The sequence below is a fragment of the Phreatobacter cathodiphilus genome (assembly GCF_003008515.1).
Lineage (GTDB): Bacteria > Pseudomonadota > Alphaproteobacteria > Rhizobiales > Phreatobacteraceae > Phreatobacter > Phreatobacter cathodiphilus.
Genome location: NZ_CP027668.1, coordinates 4464121 through 4488296, shown reverse-complemented (window position 1 = coordinate 4488296; position 24176 = coordinate 4464121). Strand labels below are relative to the sequence as shown.

The 24176-nt window shown below is 69.7% G+C and carries 26 protein-coding genes; 15 read left to right on the top strand and 11 right to left on the bottom strand.

The features are described from left to right. Window positions 1-6 precede the first annotated feature (6 nt). Complete coding sequence (locus C6569_RS21570; RefSeq protein WP_106750797.1) at window positions 7-915, bottom strand: LysR family transcriptional regulator; 909 nt, start codon at window positions 913-915, stop codon at window positions 7-9. Between the two features lie 155 nt (window positions 916-1070). Between C6569_RS21570 and C6569_RS21565 the strand changes: the two genes are divergently transcribed. From C6569_RS21565 to C6569_RS21540, 6 genes are all read left to right on the top strand, one after another. Beyond that, entirely contained in the window at window positions 1071-1904 is an 834-nt protein-coding gene (locus tag C6569_RS21565; RefSeq protein ID WP_106750796.1) for a transporter substrate-binding domain-containing protein, read from the top strand. Next, window positions 1904-2638 (top strand): amino acid ABC transporter ATP-binding protein, encoded by a 735-nt coding sequence (locus tag C6569_RS21560; protein ID WP_106750795.1) that lies wholly within the window; start codon window positions 1904-1906, stop codon window positions 2636-2638. Before C6569_RS21565 ends, C6569_RS21560 begins: the two co-directional genes overlap by 1 nt. A 22-nt stretch (window positions 2639-2660) precedes the next feature. After that, entirely contained in the window at window positions 2661-3344 is a 684-nt protein-coding gene (locus tag C6569_RS21555) for an amino acid ABC transporter permease (RefSeq protein WP_106750794.1), read from the top strand. Further along, window positions 3344-4009 (top strand): amino acid ABC transporter permease, encoded by a 666-nt coding sequence (locus tag C6569_RS21550; protein ID WP_106750793.1) that lies wholly within the window; start codon window positions 3344-3346, stop codon window positions 4007-4009. Before C6569_RS21555 ends, C6569_RS21550 begins: the two co-directional genes overlap by 1 nt. A 17-nt stretch (window positions 4010-4026) precedes the next feature. Then, the gene (locus tag C6569_RS21545; RefSeq protein WP_106750792.1) at window positions 4027-4962 is read left to right on the top strand and encodes an N-carbamoyl-D-amino-acid hydrolase; all 936 of its coding nucleotides are present in this window, start codon (window positions 4027-4029) and stop codon (window positions 4960-4962) included. A gap of 183 nt (window positions 4963-5145) precedes the next feature. Continuing rightward, a complete protein-coding gene (locus tag C6569_RS21540) occupies window positions 5146-6792 on the top strand; it encodes an ABC transporter substrate-binding protein (protein ID WP_106750791.1) in 1647 nt (548 codons plus the stop codon). A 175-nt stretch (window positions 6793-6967) separates the two neighbouring features. Here the strand turns inward: C6569_RS21540 and pgi are convergent, their stop codons facing one another. The 7 genes from pgi to C6569_RS21505 all read right to left on the bottom strand — a co-directional run bounded on the left by pgi (window position 6968) and on the right by C6569_RS21505 (window position 13931). Beyond that, on the bottom strand, window positions 6968-8608 hold the full coding sequence (pgi, locus tag C6569_RS21535; protein WP_106750790.1) for a glucose-6-phosphate isomerase: 1641 nt from the start codon (window positions 8606-8608) through the stop codon (window positions 6968-6970). A 60-nt stretch (window positions 8609-8668) separates the two neighbouring features. Next, on the bottom strand, window positions 8669-9229 hold the full coding sequence (locus tag C6569_RS21530; protein WP_106750789.1) for an RNA pyrophosphohydrolase: 561 nt from the start codon (window positions 9227-9229) through the stop codon (window positions 8669-8671). 31 nt (window positions 9230-9260) lie between these two features. Then, entirely contained in the window at window positions 9261-10163 is a 903-nt protein-coding gene (locus tag C6569_RS21525; protein ID WP_106750788.1) for a copper resistance D family protein, read from the bottom strand. A gap of 15 nt (window positions 10164-10178) precedes the next feature. Next, window positions 10179-11375, bottom strand: a complete 1197-nt coding sequence (locus tag C6569_RS21520) for an MFS transporter (RefSeq protein ID WP_181313853.1) — start codon at window positions 11373-11375, stop codon at window positions 10179-10181. A gap of 59 nt (window positions 11376-11434) precedes the next feature. After that, the gene (locus tag C6569_RS21515; protein WP_106750786.1) at window positions 11435-12781 is read right to left on the bottom strand and encodes an NAD(P)-binding domain-containing protein; all 1347 of its coding nucleotides are present in this window, start codon (window positions 12779-12781) and stop codon (window positions 11435-11437) included. Between the two features lie 68 nt (window positions 12782-12849). Then, a complete protein-coding gene (locus tag C6569_RS21510; protein ID WP_106750785.1) occupies window positions 12850-13182 on the bottom strand; it encodes an ArsR/SmtB family transcription factor in 333 nt (110 codons plus the stop codon). 74 nt (window positions 13183-13256) lie between these two features. Continuing rightward, complete coding sequence (locus tag C6569_RS21505) at window positions 13257-13931, bottom strand: histidine phosphatase family protein (protein ID WP_181313852.1); 675 nt, start codon at window positions 13929-13931, stop codon at window positions 13257-13259. Window positions 13932-14108: 177 nt separating this feature from the next. Between C6569_RS21505 and C6569_RS21500 the strand changes: the two genes are divergently transcribed. From C6569_RS21500 to C6569_RS21470, 7 genes are all read left to right on the top strand, one after another. Continuing rightward, window positions 14109-15101, top strand: coding sequence for a Bug family tripartite tricarboxylate transporter substrate binding protein (locus C6569_RS21500; protein ID WP_106750783.1), 993 nt, complete (start codon window positions 14109-14111; stop codon window positions 15099-15101). Beyond that, the gene (locus C6569_RS21495; RefSeq protein ID WP_215905776.1) at window positions 15098-15511 is read left to right on the top strand and encodes a GNAT family N-acetyltransferase; all 414 of its coding nucleotides are present in this window, start codon (window positions 15098-15100) and stop codon (window positions 15509-15511) included. Before C6569_RS21500 ends, C6569_RS21495 begins: the two co-directional genes overlap by 4 nt. Before the next feature lie 45 nt (window positions 15512-15556). Next, entirely contained in the window at window positions 15557-16228 is a 672-nt protein-coding gene (aat, locus tag C6569_RS21490; protein ID WP_106750781.1) for a leucyl/phenylalanyl-tRNA--protein transferase, read from the top strand. Then, complete coding sequence (locus C6569_RS21485; protein WP_106750780.1) at window positions 16225-16698, top strand: GNAT family N-acetyltransferase; 474 nt, start codon at window positions 16225-16227, stop codon at window positions 16696-16698. The genes aat and C6569_RS21485 overlap by 4 nt, the downstream gene beginning before the upstream one ends. Before the next feature lie 132 nt (window positions 16699-16830). Next, the gene (locus C6569_RS21480) at window positions 16831-17556 is read left to right on the top strand and encodes an AzlC family ABC transporter permease (RefSeq protein ID WP_106750779.1); all 726 of its coding nucleotides are present in this window, start codon (window positions 16831-16833) and stop codon (window positions 17554-17556) included. Beyond that, on the top strand, window positions 17543-17857 hold the full coding sequence (locus C6569_RS21475; protein WP_245898188.1) for an AzlD family protein: 315 nt from the start codon (window positions 17543-17545) through the stop codon (window positions 17855-17857). The genes C6569_RS21480 and C6569_RS21475 overlap by 14 nt, the downstream gene beginning before the upstream one ends. 84 nt (window positions 17858-17941) lie before the next feature. Further along, complete coding sequence (locus tag C6569_RS21470; protein WP_106750778.1) at window positions 17942-18337, top strand: hypothetical protein; 396 nt, start codon at window positions 17942-17944, stop codon at window positions 18335-18337. 3 nt (window positions 18338-18340) lie between these two features. Here the strand turns inward: C6569_RS21470 and hisG are convergent, their stop codons facing one another. Genes hisG through C6569_RS21455 form a run of 3 tightly spaced genes read right to left on the bottom strand, consistent with a single transcriptional unit; the run spans window position 18341 to window position 21351 of the window. Beyond that, window positions 18341-19318: an ATP phosphoribosyltransferase gene (gene hisG / locus C6569_RS21465; RefSeq protein WP_106750777.1), complete on the bottom strand. Its 978-nt coding sequence runs from the start codon at window positions 19316-19318 to the stop codon at window positions 18341-18343. Further along, complete coding sequence (locus C6569_RS21460; protein ID WP_106750776.1) at window positions 19315-20451, bottom strand: ATP phosphoribosyltransferase regulatory subunit; 1137 nt, start codon at window positions 20449-20451, stop codon at window positions 19315-19317. Before C6569_RS21460 ends, hisG begins: the two co-directional genes overlap by 4 nt. Window positions 20452-20484: 33 nt before the next feature. After that, entirely contained in the window at window positions 20485-21351 is an 867-nt protein-coding gene (locus C6569_RS21455; RefSeq protein ID WP_245898370.1) for a LysR family transcriptional regulator, read from the bottom strand. Window positions 21352-21547: 196 nt separating this feature from the next. Between C6569_RS21455 and C6569_RS21450 the strand changes: the two genes are divergently transcribed. Both C6569_RS21450 and C6569_RS21445 read left to right on the top strand, forming a co-directional pair. Next, window positions 21548-22999, top strand: coding sequence for an FAD-linked oxidase C-terminal domain-containing protein (locus C6569_RS21450; protein ID WP_106750774.1), 1452 nt, complete (start codon window positions 21548-21550; stop codon window positions 22997-22999). Further along, on the top strand, window positions 22996-24174 hold the full coding sequence (locus C6569_RS21445) for an FAD-binding protein (protein ID WP_106750773.1): 1179 nt from the start codon (window positions 22996-22998) through the stop codon (window positions 24172-24174). The genes C6569_RS21450 and C6569_RS21445 overlap by 4 nt, the downstream gene beginning before the upstream one ends. Window positions 24175-24176 lie beyond the last annotated feature (2 nt).

Below are 24176 nucleotides of genomic sequence, written 5' to 3'. Positions count from 1 at the left end.
GGCCGGTCACGGGTGCGATCCGAACGGGTCGGCGAAGCGCACCGCGCTCGCCTCCACCTCCTTGAGGAAGGCGCGCACCACGCGCTTCGGCGGCTGGCCGCGCGCCGTCAGCGCGTAGGCCTGGATCGGCACGCGCGGGCTGAGCGGACGGAAGACGAGATCGTAGCGGCCGCCGACCACGGCGAAGGAATCGACCACCGCGACGCCGACGCCGCTTTCGGCGAGGAGGCAGGCCGTGCCGCTGTAGCGCGTCTCGACCATGACCCGCTCCTGCAGGGCCGGCGTCCAGAAGCCCTGGGCCAGGGCAAAACCGAGCGGCGTCCCCGGCTCGAAGCCGATGAGGGGATAGGCGGCGAGGTCGGCGGCGGAAATTTCCGAGCGATCGGCGAGCGGATGGTCGGGCGGGCAGACACAGACCATCTGGCCGGTGCAGATGGCGGTCGCCTCGATGCCCGGCCGCGGCTGCGGCGACAGCGAGAAGCCGAGATCGACGAAGCCGGTCTCAACGCCCTCGACGACGCCCGGCGTGCGGCGCACGTCGAAGAAGACGTGCATGTCGGGGCGCGTGGCGAGGAAGGCCTTCAGCGCCCGCGGCACCAGGGCGTTGGCGAGGGCGGGGGTGGAGAGCACGCGCAGACTGCCGGTGCGGGTGTCGCGCAGGTCCTTCAGCTTCTGCGAGAAGGCGCGGTAGAGCGAGAAGATCGGCTCGGAGCCGCGCATCACCTCCTGCGCCTCGGCAGTCGGCACGAGGCGGTTGCCGATGCGATCGAAGAGGGGAAGGCCGAGCTGCGCCTCGATCTGCTTGATGGCGTTGGACACGGCCGGCTGGGAGATGGCGAGCGCCTCGGCGGCGCCGACCGTCGTCTGGCAGCGGATCACCTCCCGGAAGATCTCCAACTGGCGCAGGTTAAGCATCGTCGGGTCCTCGTGCCCAGGGACCGGGCAGTATAATTGCACATTATATGCTTCTGCCGATTATTCATCGTCAATGATATTGAGGTGCCGATTTCCGCGTGGTTACGTTGCCGCCTGCCGCCGACAGAGCGGTGTCCGAACAGAGGGTTTCCACCATGCTCCGCACCATTCTCGTCGCCGCCGGCCTCGCGGCGCTCATGACCGGACAAGCCCTGGCGCAGGCGCCGATCAAGACCGCGGTCGACGGCACCTTCGCCCCGCACGCCTTCCCGAACCTCGCGGGGGGCGGCATCCAGGGCTTCAACGTCGACCTCGCCAACGAGATCGGCAAGCGGCTCGGCCGGCCGATCGAGATCACCTCGACGCAGTTCTCCGGCATCATCCCGGCGCTCAATGCCGGCACCTACGACTTCGTCATGGCGCCGGTGACGGCAACGCCGGAGCGCGCCACGAGCATGCTCTTCACCGAGGGCTATCTCGACACCGACTTCCGCCTGATCACCCGCCGGGGCGATGCCCCCATCACCGACCTCGCCTCGATGCGTGGCAAGGTCGTCTCGGTCAACCGCGGCTCGGCCTATGAGAGCTGGGCGAAGTCGATGGAGGCGAGCGTCGGCTGGCGCGTGGAGGCCTTCGGCACGCAGACCGACGCCGTGCAGGCGGTGATCGCCGGTCGCGCCGTCGCCAACGTGACGGCCGAGACGGTCGCCGCCTTCGCGGTGAAGAACAATCCGCAGATCAAGCTCGACTACCTGCACAAGACCGGCCTCGTCTGGGCCGTGCCGGCGCGCAACGGCGACACCGCCACCCGCGACATGGTCGAGAACGCCATCGAGTGCATCAAGAAGGACGGCACCATGGCCAAGATCTTCGAGAAGTGGTTCGGCATCGCGCCGCGCCCGGATTCGGCCGCCGCCACGATCTTCCCTGGCTCGGGCGTTCCCGGCCTGCCGGGCTATGACGCGACGGCCCGCGAGCCGCGCTGCTGATGTCCGCACTGCTCGACGTCCGGGGCCTGAGAAAAAGCTTCGGCACCACCGAAATCCTGCGCGGCATCGACTTTTCCGTCGCCGCGCGGGAGCTGGTCTTCATCATCGGGCCCTCGGGCTCCGGCAAATCCACCATGCTGCGCTGCTGCAACCGGCTGGAGGAGCCGACGGCGGGCCAGGTGGTGGTGGACGGGGTCGACCTGATGGCGCCCGGCACCGACATCAACGCCATGCGCCGGCAGATCGGCATGGTGTTCCAGGCCTTCAACCTCTACCCGCACATGACGGCGCTCGGAAACGTGACGCTCGCCTTGCGCAAGGTGCTCGGCAAGAGCCGGGATGAGGCCGAAGCCATCGGCCTCGCCGCGCTCGACCGCGTCGGCCTGAAGGAAAAGGCGCCGAGCTATCCGTCCGAACTCTCCGGCGGCCAGCAGCAGCGCGTGGCGATCGCCCGCGCCCTGGCGTTGGAGCCGAAGATCATGCTCTTCGACGAGCCGACCTCGGCCCTCGATCCAGAACTCGTCGGCGCCGTTCTCGGCGTCATGCGCGACCTGAAGGCCGCCGGCATGACCATGGTCGTCGTCAGCCACGAGATGCGCTTCGCGCGCGACGCCGCCGACCGCATCGTCTTCATGGCGGAGGGCGAGATCCTCGAACAGGGCACGCCGGCCGAGATCTTCGGCAACCCTCAACATCCGCGCACGCGCGATTTCGTCGGGGAGCTGTCGCGGTGACCTCCAGCGGCGCGAAACTCTCATGACCGGCCTCGAGCGCTTTCAGGACGCCTTCCTCAAGCCGGAGCTGATCGCCCGCTACTGGCCCGACATCCTCTCCGGCATCGCGGTGACGCTTGAGATCGCCGTGGCGGTGGTGATCACGGGCCTCGCCCTCGGGCTCGCCCTGGCGGTGATCCGCAGCTACCGGTCGCGCCTCGCCAATGCGCCGATCATCGTCTTCGTCGACATGTTCCGCGCCCTGCCGCCGCTGGTCGCCATCCTCATCGTCTATTTCGGCCTGCCCAATCTCGGCATCAACATTTCCGGCTTCGCCGTGCTCTGGCTGGTCCTGTCGCTGGTGCTCGCGGCCTTCGCCGAGGAGATCTTCTGGTCTGGCATCGTCTCGGTGCGCAAGGGACAATGGGAGGCGGCGCGCTCCACCGGCCTCTCCCACTGGCAGACCATGACCTCGGTGATCCTGCCGCAGGCGATCCGCATCTGCGTGCCGCCGCTGACCAACCGCACCATCGCGGTGACCAAGAACACCGCCCTCGGCACGGTGATCGGCGTCGGCGAGATCATGAACCAGGGCACCTCGGCCATGTCGCTGTCGGGCAACGCCACGCCCCTGATGATGGCGGCCGTCGCCTATGTGGTCATCTTCGTGCCGGTGGTGGCGCTGGGCTCGTGGATCGAGCGCCGCTTCGCCTGGAAGAGGGCGTGATGGAGATCTTCCTCTTCCAGTTCCTCAACTTCGACATCATGCGGCAGGCCTGGCCGATCATTTTCGGCGGCGCGCAGATGACCCTGCTGCTCTGCCTCGCGGTGATCCCGCTCGGCCTCGCCGGCGGCCTCGTGGTGGCAACCGGCTCGATCTCGCACGCGCGGGCGCTGCGCCTCATCACCAAGGCCTATGTCGACTTCTTCCGCGCCGTTCCGCCGCTGGTGCTGCTGATCGTCATCTATTCGGGCCTGCCCTTCGCCGGCATCCGCATGACCCCGTTCACCGCGGTGTGCATCGCCTTCCTGCTCAACGCCTCATCCTTCTACGGCGAGATCTTCCGGGCCGGCATCGAATCGGTAGGCAAGGGGCAGTGGGAGGCGGCGCGCTCGACGGGGCTGACCTGGCTGCAGACCTATCGCCACGTCGTGCTGCCTCAGGCGAGCCGCAACGTGCTGCCTGACCTCGTCTCGAACACGGTGGAGGTGATCAAGCTCACCTCCATCGCCTCGGTCGTCTCCTTCACCGAGCTCCTCTACGCCGCCGACATGGCGCGCAGCGTCACCTACAACACCTCCCCCATCGTCCTCGCCGCCTTCCTCTATCTCATCGTCCTGTGGCCCGTCGTCCGGCTCGTCAGCCGGCTCGAGCACCGGCTCGGACATTAAGTCGTCAGGAGACCGTCATGGCCCGCATCGTCACCGTCGCCGCAGCGCAGCTCGGCCCCATCCAGAAGGCCGAGAGCCGCGAGAGCGTCGTCGCCCGCATGATCACGCTGATGGAGGAGGCGAAGGCCAAGGGCGCGACCTTCATCGTCTATCCGGAGCTGGCGCTGACCACCTTCTTCCCGCGCTGGTACGAAGAGGACCGGACGAAGATGGACCACTGGTTCGAGTCGTCCATGCCCAATGCGGCGACGCAGCCGCTCTTCGACAAGGCCAGGGCGCTGGGGATGGCGATGAGCTTCGGCTATGCCGAGCTGACCCCCGACGGGCACCATTTCAACACCTCGATCCTCGTCGACAAGGCCGGCACCATCGTCGGCAAGTACCGCAAGACCCACCTGCCCGGCCATGTGGAGTTCGATACCGGCCGCACCCACCAGCACCTGGAGAAGCGCTATTTCGAACCGGGCGACACCGGCTTTCCGGTCTGGCGCTTCGCGGGCGGACTCATTGGCATGGCCATCTGCAACGATCGCCGCTGGCCGGAGACCTACCGCGTCATGGGCCTGCAGGGCGTCGAGATGGTGGTGCTCGGCTTCAACACGCCTTCGGTCAATTCGCAGCGCGCCGGCGAGGGCATGGAGGACCGGCTGTTCCATCACCGCCTGTCCTGCCAGGCCGGCGCCTATCAGAACGCCACCTGGGTTGTGGCGGTCGCCAAGGCCGGCACCGAGGACGGCAACCACCTGATGGGCGGCACGCTGATCGTCGATCCCAACGGCAAGATCGTCGGCGAGCTGCCGCACGAGGACGACGGCGTGCTCGTTCATGCCTGCGATCTCGACGACACCGTCTTCGGCAAGGAGACGATCTTCGACTTCAAGCGCCACCGCCGGACCGAGCATTACGGCCTGATCACCGAGCGGGTGGGCGTCGGCGAACCCCTCGGGCGCTAACTGCCCGCGGCTGCGCCAGCGGCGGTTGTTGCCTTGAGGGGAGGCAGACTGCCGCTTCCGAATCCACCCGGCGACAACGGCACATCCGCCGTTTCACTCGCTCTCGCAGATAGATAGCGCATACTGCCGGCTGGCACATGAATTGTATGCACGGTCTCTAGGTGAGCGAACCCGGAGGCCGTCATGCCGCGCAAGTCCTCTTCGACCAGTGCCTTTTCCCGCCGCACCGTGCTGAAGGCCGGCGCCGCCCTGGCCGGCGCCGCGGCGGTCCCCGACCTCGCCCGCGCCCAGGCGAACGGCGGGCCCCTGCGCATCGGCATCTCGCTGTCGGACGTCCCGCGCATGTGGGGCGGGCCCGAGGGCGGCTTCGAGGGCCTTCGCTTCGGCGCCTACATGGTCTTCGACGCCCTTGTGAACTGGGACATGTCGAAGGCCGACCAGCCCTCCGGCCTCACCCCCGGCCTCGCGACGAAGTGGGAGGTCGACCCGGCCAACAAGCAGCGCTGGATCATCACGCTGCGCGAGGGCGTGACCTTCCACGACGGAACGCCCTTCGACGCCGACGCCGCGATCTGGAACTTCGATTCCATCTTCAAGTCCGACGCGCCGCAGTTCCACCAGCCGCGCGTCGGCCTCGTGCGTTCGCGCCTGTCATCGATAGCCGGCTACGCCAAGATCGACGCGAAGACTATCGCGGTGACCACCAACGTCGTCGACGGCATGCTGCCCTACCAGCTCGCCTATCTGTGGTTCGTCAGCCCCGCGCGTCTCGCCGAACTCGGTGGCGACTGGCAGAAATTCACCCAGCGCCCGGCCGGCACCGGCCCCTACAAGGTGGTGTCGGTGACGCCCCGCGAGCGGGTCGAGCTAGAGGCGAACACCGTCTATTGGGACAAGGGGCGCGTGCCGAAGACGGCCCGCACCGTGCTGCTGCCGATTCCGGACGGCAATGCCCGCATCGCCGCGCTGCGCGCCGGCACCATCGACATCGCCGAGACCCTGCCCCCCGACGCCATCCCCTCGCTGAAGGCGGCGGGCATGCAGGTGATCCAGAACTCATATCCGCACATCTGGGCCTGGCGCCTCAACGTCAATCCCGGCACGCCCTTCGCCGACGTCAGGGTGCGGCGGGCGGCCAACCTCGCCATCGACCGCGACAGCATGGTGCAGCTCCTCTCCGGCACGGCCCTGCCCGCCAAGGGCAAGGTGCTGCCCGGCGACCCGTGGTTCGGCAAGCCGAGCTTCGACATCCGCTACGACGTGGCGGCGGCGAAGAAACTGATGACGGAAGCCGGCTATGGACCCACCAAGCGGCTGGAGGTCGTCTCGGTCATCGCGTCGGGCGGCGGCGGCCAGATGGTGCCGCTGCCGATGAACGAGATGATCCAGGAGAACCTCAAGGAGATCTGGATCGACGTGAAATTCGAGGTGGTGGACTTCACCACCATCATCAACATGCTGCGCGGCGGCACCCGCACCGACCAGCAGAAGGGCTTCCACGCGCTCAACATCGCGATCCCCTCCATCGACCCGACCACCGGCTGGGTGATCTACGATTCGACCCTGACCGCTCCGCGCGGCGTCAACTGGGGCTGGTACAACAATCCGGCGGTCGACGCCCAGATCAAGGTGATGCGGGAGGCCTTCGAGCCGGCGGCGCAGAACGAGGCCATGGGCAAGCTCCACGCCCTGCTGGTCGACGACGCCGCGGCGCTGTTCGTGGTCCACGACCTCAATCCGCGCGGCCTGTCCGCCCGGGTGAAGGGCTTCGTGCAGGCGCGCAACTGGTTCCAGGACTACACCCCGGTGACGGTGGGGCCGGCGGCGTAAGGGGCCGCGTCGAAGGGCGGGACGCCGAGCCGTTCGCCTCCTCCGGCGTCATGCCCTGACTCGTCCCGGGCATCCACGAATTGTCCTGAAATCTCGGGTCGAAGTCGTGGATGGCCAGGCCGAGCCCGGCCATGACGGAACCGGCGTGTCGGTGACGCAGGCGCCTGTCGTCGCCTCACACCCTCAGCTTCCTCAACTGCGCGAGCAGCCCTGCGGTTGAGGAATCCAGCCCCTCCTCGGCGCCGCCGGGGCCGGCGACCAGGGGCTCGAGCACCGTGGCCAATTCCTTGCCGAGCTCGACGCCCCACTGGTCGAAGGCGTTGATGCCGAGGACGGCGGCCATGACGAAGACCTTGTGCTCGTAGAGGGCGACGATCATGCCGAGGGTCGCCGGGTCAAGCTTGCGGTAGAGGAAGGTCGTCGACGGCCTGTCGCCGGGGAAGACCCGGTGCGGGGCCAGGCGCTCGGCCTCAGCCCGGCTCATGCCGCGGGCGATGAGCTGGTCGCGCGCCTCCTCGAAGCTGCGGCCCTTCATCATCGCCTTGCTCTGGGCGAGGCAGTTGGCGATCAGCAGGTCGTGGTGCCGACGGCCGCGCTCGTGCGGCGAGGCGGCGACGAGAAAGTCGCAGGGGACGATCTCGGTGCCCTGGTGCAGGAGCTGGAAGAAGGCGTGCTGGCCGTTGGTGCCGGGCTCGCCCCAGATGATGGGACCGGTCGGTCGCGTCACCGCCTTGCCTTCCATGGTCACGCCCTTGCCGAGGCTCTCCATGTCGAGCTGCTGGAGGTGGGCGGGCAGGCGGGCGAGCCTCTGGTCGTAGGGCAGCACGGCGTGGCTGGCATAGGACCAGACGTTGCGGTGCCAGAGGCCGAGAAGGCCCATGATCACCGGCATGTTGCGCTTCAGCGGCGCCGTGCGGAAGTGCTGGTCGACGCGCTCGGCCCCCGCCAGGAAGGCCGTGAAATGCCGCGGCCCGACGGCGATCATCAGCGACAGGCCGACGGCCGACCAGACGGAATAGCGCCCGCCCACCCAGTCCCAGAAGCGGAACATGGCAGCCTCGGCGATGCCGAAGGCGTTGACCGCGGCGAGATTGGTTGAGACCGCGGCGAAATGGGCGCCGACGGCATCCTCGCCCAGCGCCTGCGCCACCCAATTCCGCGCCGTCTGGGCATTGGTCATGGTCTCGACGGTGGTGAAGGTCTTGGAGACCACCACGAAGAGCGTGCGGGCTGGGTCGAGGCCCCTCAGCGTGTCGGCGATGTGGGCGCCGTCGACATTGGAGACGAAGCGCACGGACAGGCCGCGGCGGATGTAGGGGGAGAGCGCCTCGGCGGCCATGGCGGGGCCGAGATCCGAGCCGCCGATGCCGATGTTGACGATGGTGGTGAAGCGCTTGCCCGTGGCCCCGCGCAGCGCACCGGTGCGGACCGCCTCGGCGAAGGCGAAGCAGCGCTCGCGTTCGGCGGCGACCTCCGGCATGACATCGCGACCGTCGCACATCATGGGAGCGCCGGAGAGGTTGCGCAGTGCCACGTGCAGCACCGCGCGGTTCTCCGTGACGTTGATGCGCTCGCCGGCGAACATGGCGTCGCGCTTCTCCTCGACGCCGGCGGCCTTGGCCAGGTCGACGAGCAGACGCATGGTCGAGGTGGCGACGCGCGTCTTCGAGAAGTCCATCAGCAGCGGACCGAGCTTCAGCGAGAAGCGCTCGAAACGGCGGGGATCCTCACCGAACAGCTCTGGCAGAGACATCACCATCATGGCCCGGCGGTTGGCTTCGAGCGCCTCGAAAGCGCGGGTCACGGCATCGGTCATCGGGAAGGGTCCATCGGCATGCGGCAGGCGGCGCGACCATCGTCGGCCATCGTGACCAGATCATGATCGGGGCGGGACCGGCAAGGACGGGGACTCCTGCCGAAGGAGGGGATGCGCGAAGCGGCCGAAACCGTCGGCGACGGCCTCGTAGACCCGCCGCTTGTAGGGGACGACGAGAGCCGGAAGCGCCGCGAGCCGTTCCCAGCGCCAGGCATCGAATTCGGCTGCGGCGCCTGCGCCCGGCGGCGCCACGTCGATTTCGCTGTCCTGTCCGGTGAAGCGGAAGGCGAACCAGACCTGTCTCTGGCCGCGCCAGCGCGCGAGGCGGTGGGGTGGCCCGTAATAGGGCGGCCAATCATAGTTCACCTCCCGATCCAACTGTCCGAGCAGCGCCGCCGAGACAACGCCGGTCTCCTCGAAGAGCTCGCGCCGGGCCGCATCCTCGGCCGTTTCGCCGGGGTCGACGCCGCCCTGGGGCATCTGCCACTCGTATCCCGGCGCGATGACTTCGGGACCGTCGTCGCCGATGCGGCGGGCGATCAGGACCCGGCCGAGGGCGTCGAACAGCGCCACACCGACGTTCGGCCGGTAGGCATCTCGAGGATCGCGGGTGGTAGTCATGCCTCTCATCCCCTCGGCATCGACCTCCGGCTCAGCGGGTGGCCGCGGCCGGCAGGTCGGCCGCCGTGAGTTCGGCGCCGGCATAGAGAATGAGAAGCGCGAAGAGGATCTGGCGGGTGCAGGAGCTACGCAGGGCGTCCCCCGCCAGAACGTCCCCCCGTTCCATCAGCCGCGCGTGCCGGAAGCGGCTGGCGAGGGCGCCTAGCACCATGGCCACCACCAGGCCGCTCTTGGCGAGCACCACCCAGCCGTAGCCGCTCCGGACCATCTGGGTGGGCGGCCCGGCGAAGGCGAGGGCCAGCGCCAGGCCCGAGGCGACGGCAAGGCCGGCGAAGACCATGGCGTGGCGCGACCATGCGAGCACGGCCTCCGCCGCCGAGCGCGGATCGCGCCGCCCTGCGACGGTGCGCAGAGAGAACAGACCGCCGAACCAGAAGGCGGCGGCCATCGCATGGACGACGGAGAGCGCGAGGACCTCCTGGCGTCGTGCGTGGCCGCCGGCATGGCCCGCCAGGGCAAGGCCGATGCAGACGAGGAGGGCCCCCGCCGTGCCGAGCCCGGCGCCCCAGGCGGTCCGAACCCGCGCGAAGAGCAGCAGGGCGACACCCGCCGCCATGGTGAAGGCGGCATCGCCAAAGGGCGAGCGGGCAATGTCCGTGTAGATCGGCCAGCGGCCCATGCCCGCCGTGACACCCGTGAGGGCCGCGGCGCGAAAGGGCCACAGCGCCGCTCCGGCAAAGAGAGCGCCGAGTGCGAAGAGCAGGAGCCGTCGCCGGGCGGCGCGTGCCTCCTCGACCGTCAGACGCTCGCTCATGAAGACGAGAAAGAGGGCGGACCCGGCGGCTCCGAGGGCGCAGGCGGTCGCGGCCGCGCGGACCAGAACGGCCGCTCCGCGCACCGGATCTCCCGCGCCCTGCCAGAACTCCAGAATCATCGCCCTGCCCCTAGGTCAGACTGGGCCGCGACGGAACTTCCACGCAAGGGCCACCGTCGCCGAGAAGGAGATGAGGGCAACGAGGAAGAGCAGGACGAAGCCGAAGACCGGCCCGAAGGCGTCGAGCACGGCGGCATAGGCGGTGGGCGCCGCGGCGGTGACGATGAGGCCGGGCGTGGCGATGGAGGCGAGGACGCCGGCATAGCCGTGCTTGCCGAAGAGGACGAGGGGCACGGCGCCCTTCACGATGGTGGCGAGCCCGACGGAGATGCCGAAGAGCACGTTGAAGGCGAAGAAATAGGGTACGCCGACGCCGCCGACGGCGAGCGGCACGAAGGCGATCACCATGACGCCGGTGGAGATATTGGCGAAGAGGAAGGGGTCGAGGTTGCGGCCCCAGAGGATTTCGGCGAGCCGCCCGAGCGTCTGGAAGACGCCGCGCAGCGAGGAGATCCACACCGCCATGGCCGCGCCCATGCCCATGGCGACGACGGCCGGGATGAGATGGACCGACAGGGCGGTGGTGATGAAGGAATTGGCCGCCATGGCGATGGTGAGCATGAGCACGGCGAAGGAGCGCCGGTCCGCCGGCACCAGAGGCTCGGGATCGGGCCCCGCAGCACCGTTGCCGTCGCTGCCGCCGATGGGCACGCCGAAGCGGGGAAGCATGAGGTGCAGGGGCGTGCAGACCACGAGAACGGCGAGGGCGCAGACCATCCAGGCGCCACGCCAGCCGATGGCCTCGTTGGCGTAGTGGCAGATCGGCCAGAAGATGCTGGAGGCGAGGCCGCCGAAGAGGGTGAGGACGGAAATCGGCCGGCGCGCTTGCATGCCGTAGATCTCGACCAGGGTGGCGAAGGCGGCATCGTAGAGCGTCAGGCGGGAGGCGAGTCCCAGCACGATCCATGCAGCGATATAGACGACCGGATCATTCACCTGCGAGAGCATCAGCAACCCGGCCCCGCCGACGAGCGAGCCGAGAGTGAGCGTGAAGCGCCCGCCGCGGCGCTGGATCAGGCGTGCCACCGGCTTGGACACGATGCCGCCGACGAGCAGCGACAGCGAGAAGCCGGCAAAGATGAAGGTGAAGCTCCAGCCGAGTTCGGCCATCATCGGCTTCGCCAGCACGGAGATGCCGTAGAAGATCGTCCCCCAGGAGATGATCTGGGTGAGGCCGAGGGCGGAGATGATGAAGGGGAAGGATGCGCGCATGATGATGCCGGAATCCTGAGAGCGGGAGACGGCCCCGGTCAATCCGGGGCCGCCGCGCCTCAGGCCTGCGTTTCGAGCACGCGGGCTGCCGCCGGTCGGGCGCCACAGCAGCCCCCGCCTCTCGCCGGGGCATCTTCGCTCTTCCGGTCGGTGGAGCAGACGCCGGTCTCCGGCAGGACCAGACGGACGTCGGCCGCCGCCACCGCGTCGCCGGCGAGATGGGCGACGATGGAGCGGACCTGCTCGTAGCCGGTGGCCATGAGGAAGGTCGGGGCGCGGCCGTAGCTCTTCATGCCGGCGATGAAATAGCCAGCATCGGGATGGGCGAGGACGGCGTGGCCGTGCGGGCGAACGGTGCCGCAGGAATGCTGGTTGGGGTCGATGAGCGGGGCCAGCGCCGCCGGGCATTCCAGCGCCGGATCGAGGGCGAGCCGCAATTCCGCGGCGATGGCGTGATCCGGCCGGAAGCCCGTCGCCACTACCAGTTCGTCCACGTCCAATCGGCCGCCCGCATCGGTATGGATAGCAAGGCTACCGCCCTCGGCTGCGAGGAGCGCAATACGCGTGCCGGTGCGCACCGCAACCCTCCCCGTGGCGACGAGACCCGCCATGTCCGAGGCCAGGGCGCCGCGTTCGGCGAGCTGGTCGTTCTCACCGCTGCGATAGGCGCTCTCCACCCGGTCGGCCCTGAGCAGCCAGTGGATCGCTGTGCCCGGCGCCTCCTCGGCGAGGCGGGCGAGGTCGAGCAGCGTGCCGATGGCGGAGTGGCCGGCCCCGAGCACGGCAACGCGGCGTCCGGCGAAGCGGGCGCGCTTCGCACCGAAAACGTCGGGCACGGCGTAGCTGATGCGGGCGGCGACGGCAGGATCATCCTCCCCGAGGGCGCCGAGCCCGCCCGACAGGGTGCGGTTCGGCCGCGACCAGGTACCTGAAGCGTCGATGACGGCGCGGGCGAGCATGTCGGTCTCGCCGCCCTCGCGGCGGACGCGCACCAGGAAGGGCAGCGCCTCGCGGCCGGCGTCCCGGACGCGGTCGGTCCCGGCCCGGGCCACGGCGACCACCTCGGCGCCGTACAGGATATGGGGCGCGAGGGCGGGATGGGCGGCGAGCGGGGCGAGATAGTCGCGGATCAGGTCGCCGCCGGTCGGGTGGACATCGTCGGCCGGACGTTGCCAGCCCGTGGGGCCGAGGAGGCGTGCCGCCGCCTCGCTGACGTTGAAGCGCCAGGGCGAGAAGAGGCGGACATGGGACCAAGCTGAGACAGCTCCGGCCGCGGCCGGTGCCGCCTCGAGGATCCGGAAGGCGATCCGCCGTTCCGCCAGTTCCGCCGCGGCGGCGAGGCCCACCGGGCCGGCCCCGATCACCACGACGGGCAGGGAGTCATGCAGGGAGGGGGTATCGCTCATCGTGATCTCCTTTTATTTTTCCAGAATTGTCGAAATATTGGGCCGAAGTGATGCCGTTTCCGCTGGAGTCACCCACAGGCCGGGCTGTCGCATTCCTCGCTGGCGCAGGCCGCTGCCGCGTCCACGCAGCACTCTGCGACGAGGAACCCGACCAGTTGGTCCATCACGTCGTAATGCGCCCGGCAGCGCAGCACCGTGCCCTCGCGGGTCTGGCCGGCGAGGCCACAGGCACAGAGCTTCGAGAGATGATGGGAGAGCGTCGAGGCGGGAATGCCAATGGCCTCCTGGAGCTTGCCGACTGGTGTGCCCGCATGACCGGCCCGGACCAGGGCGCGATAGATCGCGAGGCGGGTCGGATTACCGAGGGCTTCCAGCCGGCTTGCTTGGGTGAGGATGTCCATGACGCGAGAGTGGCGAGGTCGGGCAGCGGCGTCAACAGGTATTTCGATATTTGTCGAAATATTATCTGCCGCGGTCAGCAGCCGTGGAACCCCGCCCCCGCGATGGGGGCCGGCATGATGATGCCGAGGACATGCGGGGCCGGCGCCGGATCGATCACGATGGCAGCACCCTCGGGAAAGGCGCGGCCGCCGACCGTCTCGCCGAAGATCATGATGGCGGGCGTGCGATGGCCGACGAGGACGCGGTTGGTGCCGGCCGGAACGGGCTCGCGCACCAGCAGCCGATGCTGGGCGAGAACCCAATCGAGCCGGGAACCGGCGAAGTCGTCGGCCGTCAGGCCGTCGACCACCTCCACCGCCGCCGCACCGAATGCCTCCTCCGCCGTGTCGCGTGCGCGAAAGACGGGCCCGGCGAGAACCGGGCGGGCCACCGGGATGCCCTGTTTCCGCAGCGCGGCGCCGATGCGGCGGGACTGCTCTCGACCCCGTTCCGAGATGTTCCGCTGACCGGCGCGGTCGCCCACCCGGAAGGAGCTGTCGCAGGCCATGCCCGCCGTATCGGCATGGCGGAAGAACAGGACGAGACCGCCCTGGCGGAGCCTGTCCACCAGAGGCTGCGCTGCGGGCGCGGTCAGGTCGAGGGGCATCAGCTCCCGCCCTGCGCCGGGTGAGGAGAAGACCGCGAGGGCGAGGGCCGCCGATGCGGCGACGCGGGCGATGAGACGCAACGGGAGTGCCAAGCGGACCATGGCCGCTTCTAGCGCAGCGACGCTCGCCGCGGCGAGGGGGCGAGAGGTCGCAAGGCGCAGGACAAGTCTCCCGCCTCTCCGGTTTCGACAGCTTGCCTTCGCCCACAAAGCCGATAGACATAGCCGCCGCAAAAACGGGCGCAGCCGACGTCCGATCATGCCCACCGGGAGATGCCCATGTTCCGCGCCACGCCCTCGCTGGCCCGCCTCGCCGCCGCCGCGGCCCTCGTTCTAGGCGGCCTCGCTCTCGCGCCGCGCGTGGCCGATGCCCAGAGCTATCCGAACCGCCCCATCCGGGCGATCGTTCCCTTCGCCGCAGGCAGCGCGACAGACATCGTCGCCCGCACCTTCGCCGACCAGATGTCGAAGACGCTGGGCCAGTCCATCGTCATCGAGAACCGCCCCGGCGCCAACGGCATGATCGGCGCCGATGCCGTCGCCAAGGCGGCGCACGACGGCTACACCATCCTCGTCGGCACCAACTCCACCAATGCCGCGGCACCGGCGCTGTTCAACAACGTGCCCTTCGACATGCACAAGGACTTCCAGCCGGTGTCCTTCCTGTGCTCGGTGCCGCTGATCGTGGCGGTCGCCAATTCGGTGCCAGCGCGCACGCTTCGCGAACTCATCGACCTCGCCAAGACCCGCACCGACCTCACCTTCGCCTCCGCCTCCTCTTCGCAACGCGTCTCCACCGAGATGCTGCTGGCCATGACCGGCATGAAGATGACCCATGTCTTCTACCGCAGCGGCCCCAACGCGATGCAGGACCTCATCGCCGGCCGCGTCACCCTGTTCACCGCCGATCTCGGCGTGATGCTGCCGCAGGTGCGCGGCGGCACCGTGCGGGCCCTGGCGGTCACCTCGCAGCAGCGCACCGCCCAGATGCCGGACCTGCCGACGGTGGACGAAGCGGCCGGCACCAAGGGCTACGAGCTCATCGCCTGGTTCGGCCTGTTCACCCCCGCCGGCGTCCCCGACGAGGTGGTGACGAAGCTCAACGAGGCCGTGCGCAATGCCGCCGCCAGCACCGAGGTGAAGGCGGCCCTCACCGACCGGCTCGGCATGGTCATCGCCCCCTCCTCGCCGGAAGAACTCGCCGCCCGCGTCAATGCGGAGGCGGTGAAATGGGAAGAGGCCGCGCGCGTCGCCGGCATCGAGAAGCAGTGATCCGGGTCGCCACCCGGGCCGACCTGCCGCGCATCTCGGAGATCCGTCTCGCCGTCCGGGAGAACGTCCTGTCCCGGCCGGAGAAGATCGTCGACGCCGTCGACTACCTGATCGACCGCGATGCCTTCTGGGTGTTCGAGGACGCGGCCGGCATCCACGGCTTCTCCTCGGCCGACCCCCGCGACGGTTCGATCTTCGCCCTGTTCATGGACCCGGCGAGCGAGGGCCGCGGCATGGCCCGCCCGCTGCTCGCCGCCGCCTGCGACCATCTCGCCCGGGCCGGCCACACCAAGGCCTGGCTCACCACCGGCACGGGAACGCGGGCCGAGCGCTTCTATCGACGGCAGGGCTGGCAGCAGACGGGCCGCACTGACGACGGCCAGATCATTTTCGAGAAGACGCTCGCCTGATCGCGCGGACTGGCCGGACGACCGCGCCGCCGTTAGTCTGCCGCCATGACACGCCACGGCGACGACATCGACCAGACCATCACGCCAGAGGTGCTGCTCAAGGCCTATGCCTGCGGCATCTTCCCAATGGCCGAGAGCGCCGACGATCCCGGCCTCTACTGGGTCGAGCCGGAGCGACGCGGCATCATTCCGCTCGACGGGCTGACGGTGTCGTCACGTCTGGCACGGACGGTGAAGTCGGGGCGATTCGAGATCCGCATGGACCACGACTTCGACGCGGTGATCGACGGCTGCGCAGCTCCCGCCGAGGGACGGCACTCAACCTGGATCAACGCCCGCATCCGCCGGCTCTACGGCGCGCTCTTCCGCATGGGACATTGCCATACGGTCGAGGCCTGGCGCGATGGCCGACTCGTCGGCGGGCTCTACGGCGTCAGTCTCGGCGGGGCCTTCTTCGGCGAGAGCATGTTCCACCGCGAGACCGACGCATCCAAGGTGGCCCTCGTCCATCTGGTGGCGCGGCTCGCCACCGACGGCTTCCGCCTGCTCGACACCCAGTTCGTCACCCCGCATCTCGCCACGCTCGGCGCCGTCGAGGTGCCGCGCAGCCGCTACCAACGCCTGCTGGACGCGGCCCTGCCGGTGCGCGCGCAGTGGACGCCGCAGCCGCTCGAGCCTGCCACCGCCCTCGCCACCGTCAGCCCCCGACACGCATGATCCTCCGCCCCGCCACCGATGCCGACGGTCCGGCCCTCGCCGGCCTGATCGCAACCACCTTCGCCGAATATCCCGGTTGCCTGTTCCTCGACGAGGAGTTTCCCGAGCTGAAGGCTCCGGCCAGCCACTACGCCCGGCAGGGCGGCCTGCTGATCGTCGCGGAGGAGGAGGGCCGGCTCGTCGGCTCTCTCGCCGCGGTGATGACGGGCGTCTGCGGACGCGGCGAACTGTTCAAGGTCTATGCGAGCGCCGCCCGGCGCGGCTCGGGGCTCGCCCAGCGGCTCTACGGCGAGGGCGAGGCCTTCCTGCTCGGGGGCGGCGCCCGGGAGATCGTGCTGTGGAGCGACACCCGCTTCCTGCGCGGCCACCGCTTCTATGAAAAGCTCGGCTTCGTCCGCCAGCCGGTGGTGCGCTATCTCGCCGACGCCAGCGCCAGTTGGGAGTTCTTCTTCCGCAAGTCGCTCGGGTAGCGCGGGCGCCCGCTTCGACATCGCCTGAAGTTCCCTTTTCACCCCTGCGATCCGCGAGGTCCCGCCCTGCACCGGAAGGGGCTGGACCCGCCTGCCGGGGAACGGGAGAAAGGTCCGAACCGCCGAAGACCCATGCACGCACCGCACACGTCCTCTCCCCGTCCCGTTCCCTGCACCCTCGCCGGCATGGTCGAGGGGGCGCGGCTGAGCGTGCCGATGCTGCCGGGGGTCCTCGTGTTCGCCGCGGCCGTGGGTGCGGCGTCGGCCGAGAAGGGCCTCACCCTCGGCCAGGCGGTTCTGATGAGCTTTTCGGTCTATGCGGGCGCCTCGCAGCTCCTCGCCCTGCAGCTCTGGCCGGAGGTCTTCTCGCTCTCGGCCATCGCCGCCCTCGTGGTGGTGACGACGGCGGTGAACCTCCGCTTCCTGCTGATGGGCGCCTCGCTGCAGCCCTGGCTGTCGCGGGGCCCGGCGGGCGCCATCCATCTCGGCCTCGCCGGCCTGACGGACGCCAATTTCGTCATCGGCTCGCGCTATCACGCCGAGGGCGGCCAGGACGCGGGCGTCTTCGTCGGTGCCGGGCTGTTCATGTGGATCATCTGGACGCTGGCGACCATTCCCGGCCACGCGCTCGGCCATCTCCTGACCGACCCGAAGCGTTTCGCCATCGACATGGTCATGCCGCTGACCTTCACAGCCATGTCGGTCGGCCTGTTTCGCCTGAGGCGCGACCGGCTCGCCTGGCCGGTGGCCGCGGCCATCGCGGTCGTCACCGCGCAGCTCGTCTCCGGCTACTGGTTCATCATCACCGGCGCCATCGCCGGATCGCTGGCGGCGGGAGCCTTCCGTGACCGGGACTGAGTGGGCCGGCCCCGTCACCGCCATTCTCGCCATGGCGGCGGCGACCTACGCCGTGCGCTTCGCCGGCTACTGGATCATGAGCCGGGTGCCGCTGACGCCCTTCCTGCGGGCGGCGCTGGAGGCGCTGCCGGGGGCCATCATCGTCGCCACCGTCGTGCCGCTCGCCATGCGCGGCGGCCTCTCCGCCTGGATCGGCATCGCCACCGCCACCCTCGCCATGGTCGCGGTCCGGAAGGACATCGTGGCGCTGGCGACGGGCATGGGCGCGGTGATGGCGGCGCGCGCCCTGGGATTGCCGTGAGCCGCGGCGGCGGTTGACCCCGATCAAGGCAGCGACCGGGGGCTCGGCGCATCAAGAGAGCGTCACAGCCAGAGGTTTTCGACGATGACGACTCTCCCCCGGGGCTTCCACCGCATCCGCCTCAACATGGCGCGCTCGCCGAGCTATCCGGACGGATCGAAGTTTCACGGCTACGAGTTCGTCGCGCCCCTCGACGCGGCCGGTCGCATCGACCTCGCCGCCTGGAAGCAGCATCGCGACCTGTGCAAGGTGCGGCGCTTCTGGCAGGGCGAGGACGACCAGCACGGCCTCCTCGTGCACAAGCCGGGCGGCGCCAAGGGCGCGACCTGGACCTTCGACTACGACCCCGGCGCGACCGACGACGACGAGGCCGGCTTCCGCTTCGGCGACCATGCCTTCCAGATCGGCGAATATGTCTCGATCCGCGACGAGGACGGCGACCTCAACACCTTCGTGGTCACCTCGACCGACGCGGTCTGAGCTTCAGGCCAGCGCCGCCGCGAGGGTCTCGTAGAGCGGGTTGTCGCGCGAGAAGACATAGTCGAGCTCGGTGACGGAGACGTTCTCCGCACCCCTCTCGCGCAGGAAGCGGGCGAGCGGGAAGAGCGCCGCGGGCGGGCAGTGCAGCGTCAGCATGCCGGACGAGGTGGGGCCGCCGAAGGGCGCCTCGACGCCGAACCGCGCCCGCGCCTCGTCGACCAGCGAGGCGTCTGCGGCGGCGAAACGGGTGCGGACCTCACGCACCTTGCGCGCGCGCGCCTGCGAGGCGATGCGGTCGAGCATGTCGCGCGCGGAGGCGAGCGCGCCGGCGCTCCAGGGCGCCGTGCGCGAGGCAACGAGATGAGCCTCCGACTTCATGATGACGCCGTCGTCAAGCACCTTCAGCGCATTGGCCGCGAGGGTTGCGCCCGTCGTGGTGATGTCGACGATGAGCTCGGCGGCGCCGGCAGCCGGGGCCCCTTCCGTCGCGCCCGCGGATTCCACGATGCGGTAATCGGCGATGCCGTGGCGGTCGAAGAAGGCGCGGGTGAGGTTCAGATATTTGGTGGCGACGCGCATGCGCGAGCGGTGGCGGGCGCGGTACTGGCTGGCGACGTCGTCGAGATCGGCCATGGTGGCGACGTCGATCCAGGCCTGCGGCACGGCGACGACGACGTCGGCGCGCGAGAAGCCGAGCGGGGTGAGCGAGACGAGCCGGTCCTCAGGCTCCGGCGTCGCCTCGTGCATGAGGTCGAGACCGGTGAGGCCGAGATGGACCGTACCGGCCGCAAGTTCGCGGGCGATGTCGGAGGCGGAGAGGAAGGCGACCTCCACCTGATCGAGGCCGGGAATGGTGCCGCGATAGTCGCGGGCGCCGCGGCCCTGCACCGGCTTCAGGCCGGCGCGCTCGAGAAAGCCCTGCGCCGATTCGAGGATGCGGCCCTTGGAGGGGATGGCGAAGACGAGCGGCGTGTCGGTCATGCGCGGCCTCCCGCCACGGCGAGGCGTTCCACCCAGAAGGCGCAGCCGACCGCCGGCACCTTGATGTCGAGGCCCATCTTGGCCGTCATCATGTCGGTGAGACGGTCGTAACGGCCGCCGCCGACCAGCGGCCGGCTCTCCCGTCCCGATCCGTCGTGAACCTCGAAGACGAGGCCGGTGTAATAGTCGACGTCGCGGCCGAAGCGGGTGGAGAAGCGCGCGGCCGAGAGGTCGATCCCGGCCGCAGCGAGCAGCGCGTTGCGGCGCGCGAGCCGGTCGATCGCATCGCCCATGGCGAGATCCGAGGCGGCGGCGAGGTCGCGGATGGCGGCCTCGGCGGAAGCGGCGTCGGTGTCGATGGCGAGAAGCTTCTGCACCACCGCCACTTTCTCCGCACTGAGGCCGCCCGTGCCCAGCGCCGCCTGCTCGAGAAAGCGCTCGGCGACGTCAGCCGCGGATCGTCCGCCGACCGTGGTGATTCCGGCAATCGACAGGAGGTCGGTGACGAGAGCGCGGGCCGCCTTCGGATCCGACCCTTCCAGCGCGGCGAGCAGGCCGGCATGGGTGGAGCCGTTGCGGGCGGGCTCGGCGAGGCGCTTCAGGTCGCCCTCCAGCATGCCGGAGCGGCGAAAGTCCTTGGCGAGGCGGCGCCGCCAGGCGGGCGGCAGATCGAGGGCGGCGACCAGCGCCATGAAGATGCCGATATCGCCCAGCGCCAGAGTGAGGGGCCCCTCCGTGTAGAGCCGCGCGCCCTTCAGGCCGAGGGCCACGACCTCGGCCTCGGCGGCCTCACGGTCGGCCCGGCCGAGGAGTTCGATGCCGGCCTGGTTGAACTCGCCCGCCATGCCCGGACGGTGGCGGAAGACGGGGCCGAGATAGGAATAGGCCGCAGCCTCGCCGGCGCGCGACCCTTCGAGATGGGCCTGGACGACAGGGATCGTATAGTCAGGGCGCAGGCAAAGCTCGTTGCCCTCGGCATCGCCGGTGAGGAACAGCCGGCGCGCCAGGGCCTCGCCGACGAGGTCACGCACCAGATCGGCGGCGATCAGCAGGGGCGGCTCGGCGCGCGCAAAGCCGGCCTCGGCCAAGAGGCCGGCCAGGCGAAGATCGAGATCGGACAGGGCGCGTGTCATGCGGTGTTCCGGGTGGGCGGGTCGGCCAAGGCTCTAGCCTTCCCGCGCCGCAAGGTCGAGCCCCCGGTCCCAATAGGGTACCGGTCCATAGAGCGCCGCCAGCCAGTCGACGAAGACGCGGACCTTCTGCGGCAGGAAGCGGCGGGTGGGATAGACGGCATGAACGGCGACCCGGCGCGAGGCGCGCCATTGCGGCAGCACGACCTCGAGCCGGCCGTCCTGCAGCTCCGGCCCGACGTCCCAGGTGGAGCGCAGGGCGATGCCGATCCCGGCCAGCACCGCCTCGCGGACCACCTCGGAGGAATTGGTGCGCAGCGGCCCGTGCAGGCGCACGACCTGAAGACCATCGGGCCCTTCCAGCCGCCAGGTGTCGGCATTGTGGGCGAGGAGCGCGTGGTCGGCGAGGTCGCTGAGATCAGCGGGCCGTCCGCGCGCGGCGAGATAGCCGGGGGTCGCCACCAGCAGCCGGTGGTTGGGCGCGAGCCGCCGGGCGACGAAGGACGAATCGTCCAGTTCACCGATGCGGATGGCGACGTCGTAGCCCTCGGCGACGATGTCGACGAAACTGTCGGAGAGCTCGAGATGGACGACGAGATCGGGATTGGCGCCGAGGAAGGTGCGCAGGTGCGGGGCGATGTGCAGCCGCCCGAAGGAGGTGGGCGCCGAAACGCGCAGCGTGCCGCGGGCGAGGTTGGAGCGGCGGGTGACGAAGCTCTCCGCCTCGTCGATGGAGGCGAGGATGGCGACGACGCGCTCGTAATAGCCCTGCCCCGCCTCGGTGAGGGACAGTTGCCGCGTGGTGCGCTGGAGCAGGCGGGTGCCGAGCCGCTCCTCCAGCCGCTTGATGCGCTTGGAGATGACCGCCGGCGACAGGCCCATCTCCCGGCCCGCCGCGGACATGCTGCCGGCGGTCACGACGCGGGCAAAGACCTCGAGATCGGCAAGCGGCGTCAAAGGCTCGCTCCCATTCTTTCCTTCAGGGAAACAATCTTGACCGCAACCGGACCGTTCCGCCAGAGGGGAACCGGCGTATAGTCGTTTGAAATCATTCCAGACGGGTGGGTCTCGGGCCCGAAACCGGACGAGGGAGAACGCCATGGCCATCGCCTTTCCCGCGCCGCGCGTCGACGTGCTGGCGAAACGCGACCGCGTCATCGCCGCGCTGAAGGCCATCGTGCCCGGCGAGGGCGTGATCACCGAGGAGAAGGAGCGGCGCGCCTTCGAGACCGACGCGCTGACCTCCTACCGGCGCCTGCCCATGGTGGTGGTGCTGCCGGAGACGACGGAGCAGGTAGCTGCGATCCTGGCCTTCTGTCACGCCGAGGGCGTGCCGGTGGTGGCGCGCGGTGCCGGCACCTCGCTCTGCGGCGGCTCGATCCCGCAGGAGGACGCGGTGGTGCTCGGCGTCGCCAAGATGAACCGGGTGCTCGACGTGAATTTCGCCGACCGGACCATGCGGGTGGAGGCGGGTATCACCAACCTCGCCATTTCCGGCGAGGTGGCCCATGCCGGATTCTTCTATGCGCCCGACCCATCGAGCCAGCTCGCCTGCACCATCGCCGGCAATGTGGCGATGAATTCCGGCGGCGCGCATTGCCTGAAATATGGCGTCACCGCCAACAACATCCTCGGCCTGAAGCTGGTGACGGTGGAGGGCGAGATCGTCGAGATCGGCGGCGGCGCACTGGACTCGCCGGGCTACGACCTGATCGGGCTGCTGGTGGGCTCCGAGGGGCAGCTCGGCGTCGTCACCGAGGTGACTGTACGCATCCTCAGGCAGGCGGAGGGCGCGCGGCCCGTGCTCTTCGGCTTCCGCGAGATCGCCCAGGCCGGCCAGACCGTGTCGGACATCATCGGCGCCGGCATCATCCCCGTCGCCATCGAGTACATGGACCGCGAGGCGATCCACATCTGCGAGGCCTTCGCCAAGGCCGGCTATCCTCTCGACGTCGAGGCCATGCTGATCATCGAGGTGGAAGGCTCGGACGCCGAAATGGAGGCGATGCTCGTCCGCATCGTCGACATCGCCCGCCGCCACGACGTGGCGGTGGTCAAGGAATCGAAGTCGGCCATGGAGACGGCGGCGATCTGGAAGGGCCGCAAGTCGGCCTTCGGTGCCACCGGCCGGGTCGCCGACTACATCTGCATGGACGGGACGATCCCGACCGGCCGCCTGCCGGACGTGCTGGAGGGCATCGACCGCATCGTGAAGGGCTATGGTCTCAGGGTCGCCAACGTCTTCCACGCGGGCGACGGCAACTTGCACCCCCTCGTCATGTTCAACGTCAACGACCCCGCCGAGCAGGTGAAGGCCGAGCATGCCGGCGAGGACATCCTCCGTCTCTGCGTGCAGCTCGGCGGGTGCCTCACCGGCGAGCACGGCGTCGGCATCGAGAAGCGCGACCTGATGCGCGAGCAGTTCACCGAGGTGGACCTGCTGCAGCAGACCCGGATCAAGACGGCGCTGGACCCGAAATGGATCCTCAATCCGGCCAAGGTGTTTCCGCTGGATGCGCCGCGGGACGAAGCCCCACGCGAGGCGGCATGACCCTCCACATTCCCTCCTCTCCCGCGGAACTGGCGGCCGTCGTTGCTGCGGCGCGCAGCACCGGCACGCCTCTTGCGGTGGCGGGCGGCGGCACGCGCGCCGGCCTCGGCCGGCCGGTGCAGGCGGCTGCGACCATCTCCACGGAAAGGCTCTCCGGCATCACGCTCTACGAGCCGGCCGAACTCGTCATCGCGGCGAAAGCCGGCACGCCGCTGCGGGAAGTGACGGAGGCGCTGGCGGCCAAGGGGCAGCGCCTGCCCTTCGAGCCCATGGACCACCGCCGCCTCTATGGGACGAGCGGCGAGCCGACGGTGGGAGGAGTCGCCTCGGCCAACGTGTCAGGACCGGCGCGGATCAATCTCGGGGCCGCCCGCGACTCGATGATCGGGCTGAAATTCGTCAACGGCCTGGGCCAGGACGTGAAGTCCGGCGGCCGGGTCATGAAGAACGTCACCGGGCTCGACCTCGTCAAGGCGCTGGCCGGCTCCTTCGGCACGCTCGCGGTCTTCCACGAGGTCTGTTTCAAGGTGCTGCCGAAGGCCGAAGGCGAGCGGACGCTGGCCATGACGGGCCTGTCGGTCCCGCAGGCGGTGGCGGCGCTGTCGGCGGCGCTCGGCTCGCCCTTCGAGCCGACGGGCGCGGCGCACTGGCCGGCTTCCGGTGGCGAGACCGCACGCACCCTCATCCGCATCGAGGGCTTTGCCGCGCCCCTCGCCTATCGCACCGACGCGCTGTCGAAGCTGCTGGCACCCTTCGGCGCCGTCGAGACCCTGGAGGCGGACGCGTCCGCCGGCCTCTGGGCGGATATCCGCGACGCCGCCGCCTTCGCTGGAACTGACGCGGCGGTGTGGCGCATCTCCGTGCCGCCCTCGGCCGCACCAGCCCTCGCGGACAGGCTGGCGCCGCTCGAGCCCCGCCTGATGCTGGACTGGGGCGGCGGCCTCGTCTGGGCGGGCGTCGCGGCGACGGGGGATGCAGGGGCAGGGCGCGTCCACGCCGCGGCCAAGGCCGCAGGCGGCTACGCGACGCTCGTCCGAGCGCCGGAGACGGTGCGCGGCGCGGTCGACGTGTTCTCGCCAGCCGCCGGCCCCCTCATGGCGATCCAGCGCAAGATGAAGGCGAGCTTCGATCCGGACGGGGTGCTCAATCCCGGCCGCATGTATCCGGGGGTTTGAGG

Excerpts from the sequence above, each read along its gene's own strand:
- C6569_RS21570 (WP_106750797.1), bottom strand. The coding sequence starts at position 915 with ATGCTTAACCTGCGCCAGTTGGAGATCTTCCGGGAGGTGATCCGCTGC.
- C6569_RS21565 (WP_106750796.1), top strand. The coding sequence starts at position 1,071 with ATGCTCCGCACCATTCTCGTCGCCGCCGGCCTCGCGGCGCTCATGACC.
- C6569_RS21560 (WP_106750795.1), top strand. The coding sequence starts at position 1,904 with ATGTCCGCACTGCTCGACGTCCGGGGCCTGAGAAAAAGCTTCGGCACC.
- C6569_RS21555 (WP_106750794.1), top strand. The coding sequence starts at position 2,661 with ATGACCGGCCTCGAGCGCTTTCAGGACGCCTTCCTCAAGCCGGAGCTG.
- C6569_RS21550 (WP_106750793.1), top strand. The coding sequence starts at position 3,344 with ATGGAGATCTTCCTCTTCCAGTTCCTCAACTTCGACATCATGCGGCAG.
- C6569_RS21545 (WP_106750792.1), top strand. The coding sequence starts at position 4,027 with ATGGCCCGCATCGTCACCGTCGCCGCAGCGCAGCTCGGCCCCATCCAG.
- C6569_RS21540 (WP_106750791.1), top strand. The coding sequence starts at position 5,146 with ATGCCGCGCAAGTCCTCTTCGACCAGTGCCTTTTCCCGCCGCACCGTG.
- pgi (WP_106750790.1), bottom strand. The coding sequence starts at position 8,608 with ATGACCGATGCCGTGACCCGCGCTTTCGAGGCGCTCGAAGCCAACCGC.
- C6569_RS21530 (WP_106750789.1), bottom strand. The coding sequence starts at position 9,229 with ATGACTACCACCCGCGATCCTCGAGATGCCTACCGGCCGAACGTCGGT.
- C6569_RS21525 (WP_106750788.1), bottom strand. The coding sequence starts at position 10,163 with ATGATTCTGGAGTTCTGGCAGGGCGCGGGAGATCCGGTGCGCGGAGCG.
- C6569_RS21520 (WP_181313853.1), bottom strand. The coding sequence starts at position 11,375 with ATGCGCGCATCCTTCCCCTTCATCATCTCCGCCCTCGGCCTCACCCAG.
- C6569_RS21515 (WP_106750786.1), bottom strand. The coding sequence starts at position 12,781 with ATGAGCGATACCCCCTCCCTGCATGACTCCCTGCCCGTCGTGGTGATC.
- C6569_RS21510 (WP_106750785.1), bottom strand. The coding sequence starts at position 13,182 with ATGGACATCCTCACCCAAGCAAGCCGGCTGGAAGCCCTCGGTAATCCG.
- C6569_RS21505 (WP_181313852.1), bottom strand. The coding sequence starts at position 13,931 with ATGGTCCGCTTGGCACTCCCGTTGCGTCTCATCGCCCGCGTCGCCGCA.
- C6569_RS21500 (WP_106750783.1), top strand. The coding sequence starts at position 14,109 with ATGTTCCGCGCCACGCCCTCGCTGGCCCGCCTCGCCGCCGCCGCGGCC.
- aat (WP_106750781.1), top strand. The coding sequence starts at position 15,557 with ATGACACGCCACGGCGACGACATCGACCAGACCATCACGCCAGAGGTG.
- C6569_RS21485 (WP_106750780.1), top strand. The coding sequence starts at position 16,225 with ATGATCCTCCGCCCCGCCACCGATGCCGACGGTCCGGCCCTCGCCGGC.
- C6569_RS21480 (WP_106750779.1), top strand. The coding sequence starts at position 16,831 with ATGCACGCACCGCACACGTCCTCTCCCCGTCCCGTTCCCTGCACCCTC.
- C6569_RS21470 (WP_106750778.1), top strand. The coding sequence starts at position 17,942 with ATGACGACTCTCCCCCGGGGCTTCCACCGCATCCGCCTCAACATGGCG.
- hisG (WP_106750777.1), bottom strand. The coding sequence starts at position 19,318 with ATGACCGACACGCCGCTCGTCTTCGCCATCCCCTCCAAGGGCCGCATC.
- C6569_RS21460 (WP_106750776.1), bottom strand. The coding sequence starts at position 20,451 with ATGACACGCGCCCTGTCCGATCTCGATCTTCGCCTGGCCGGCCTCTTG.
- C6569_RS21455 (WP_245898370.1), bottom strand. The coding sequence starts at position 21,351 with ATGTCCGCGGCGGGCCGGGAGATGGGCCTGTCGCCGGCGGTCATCTCC.
- C6569_RS21450 (WP_106750774.1), top strand. The coding sequence starts at position 21,548 with ATGGCCATCGCCTTTCCCGCGCCGCGCGTCGACGTGCTGGCGAAACGC.
- C6569_RS21445 (WP_106750773.1), top strand. The coding sequence starts at position 22,996 with ATGACCCTCCACATTCCCTCCTCTCCCGCGGAACTGGCGGCCGTCGTT.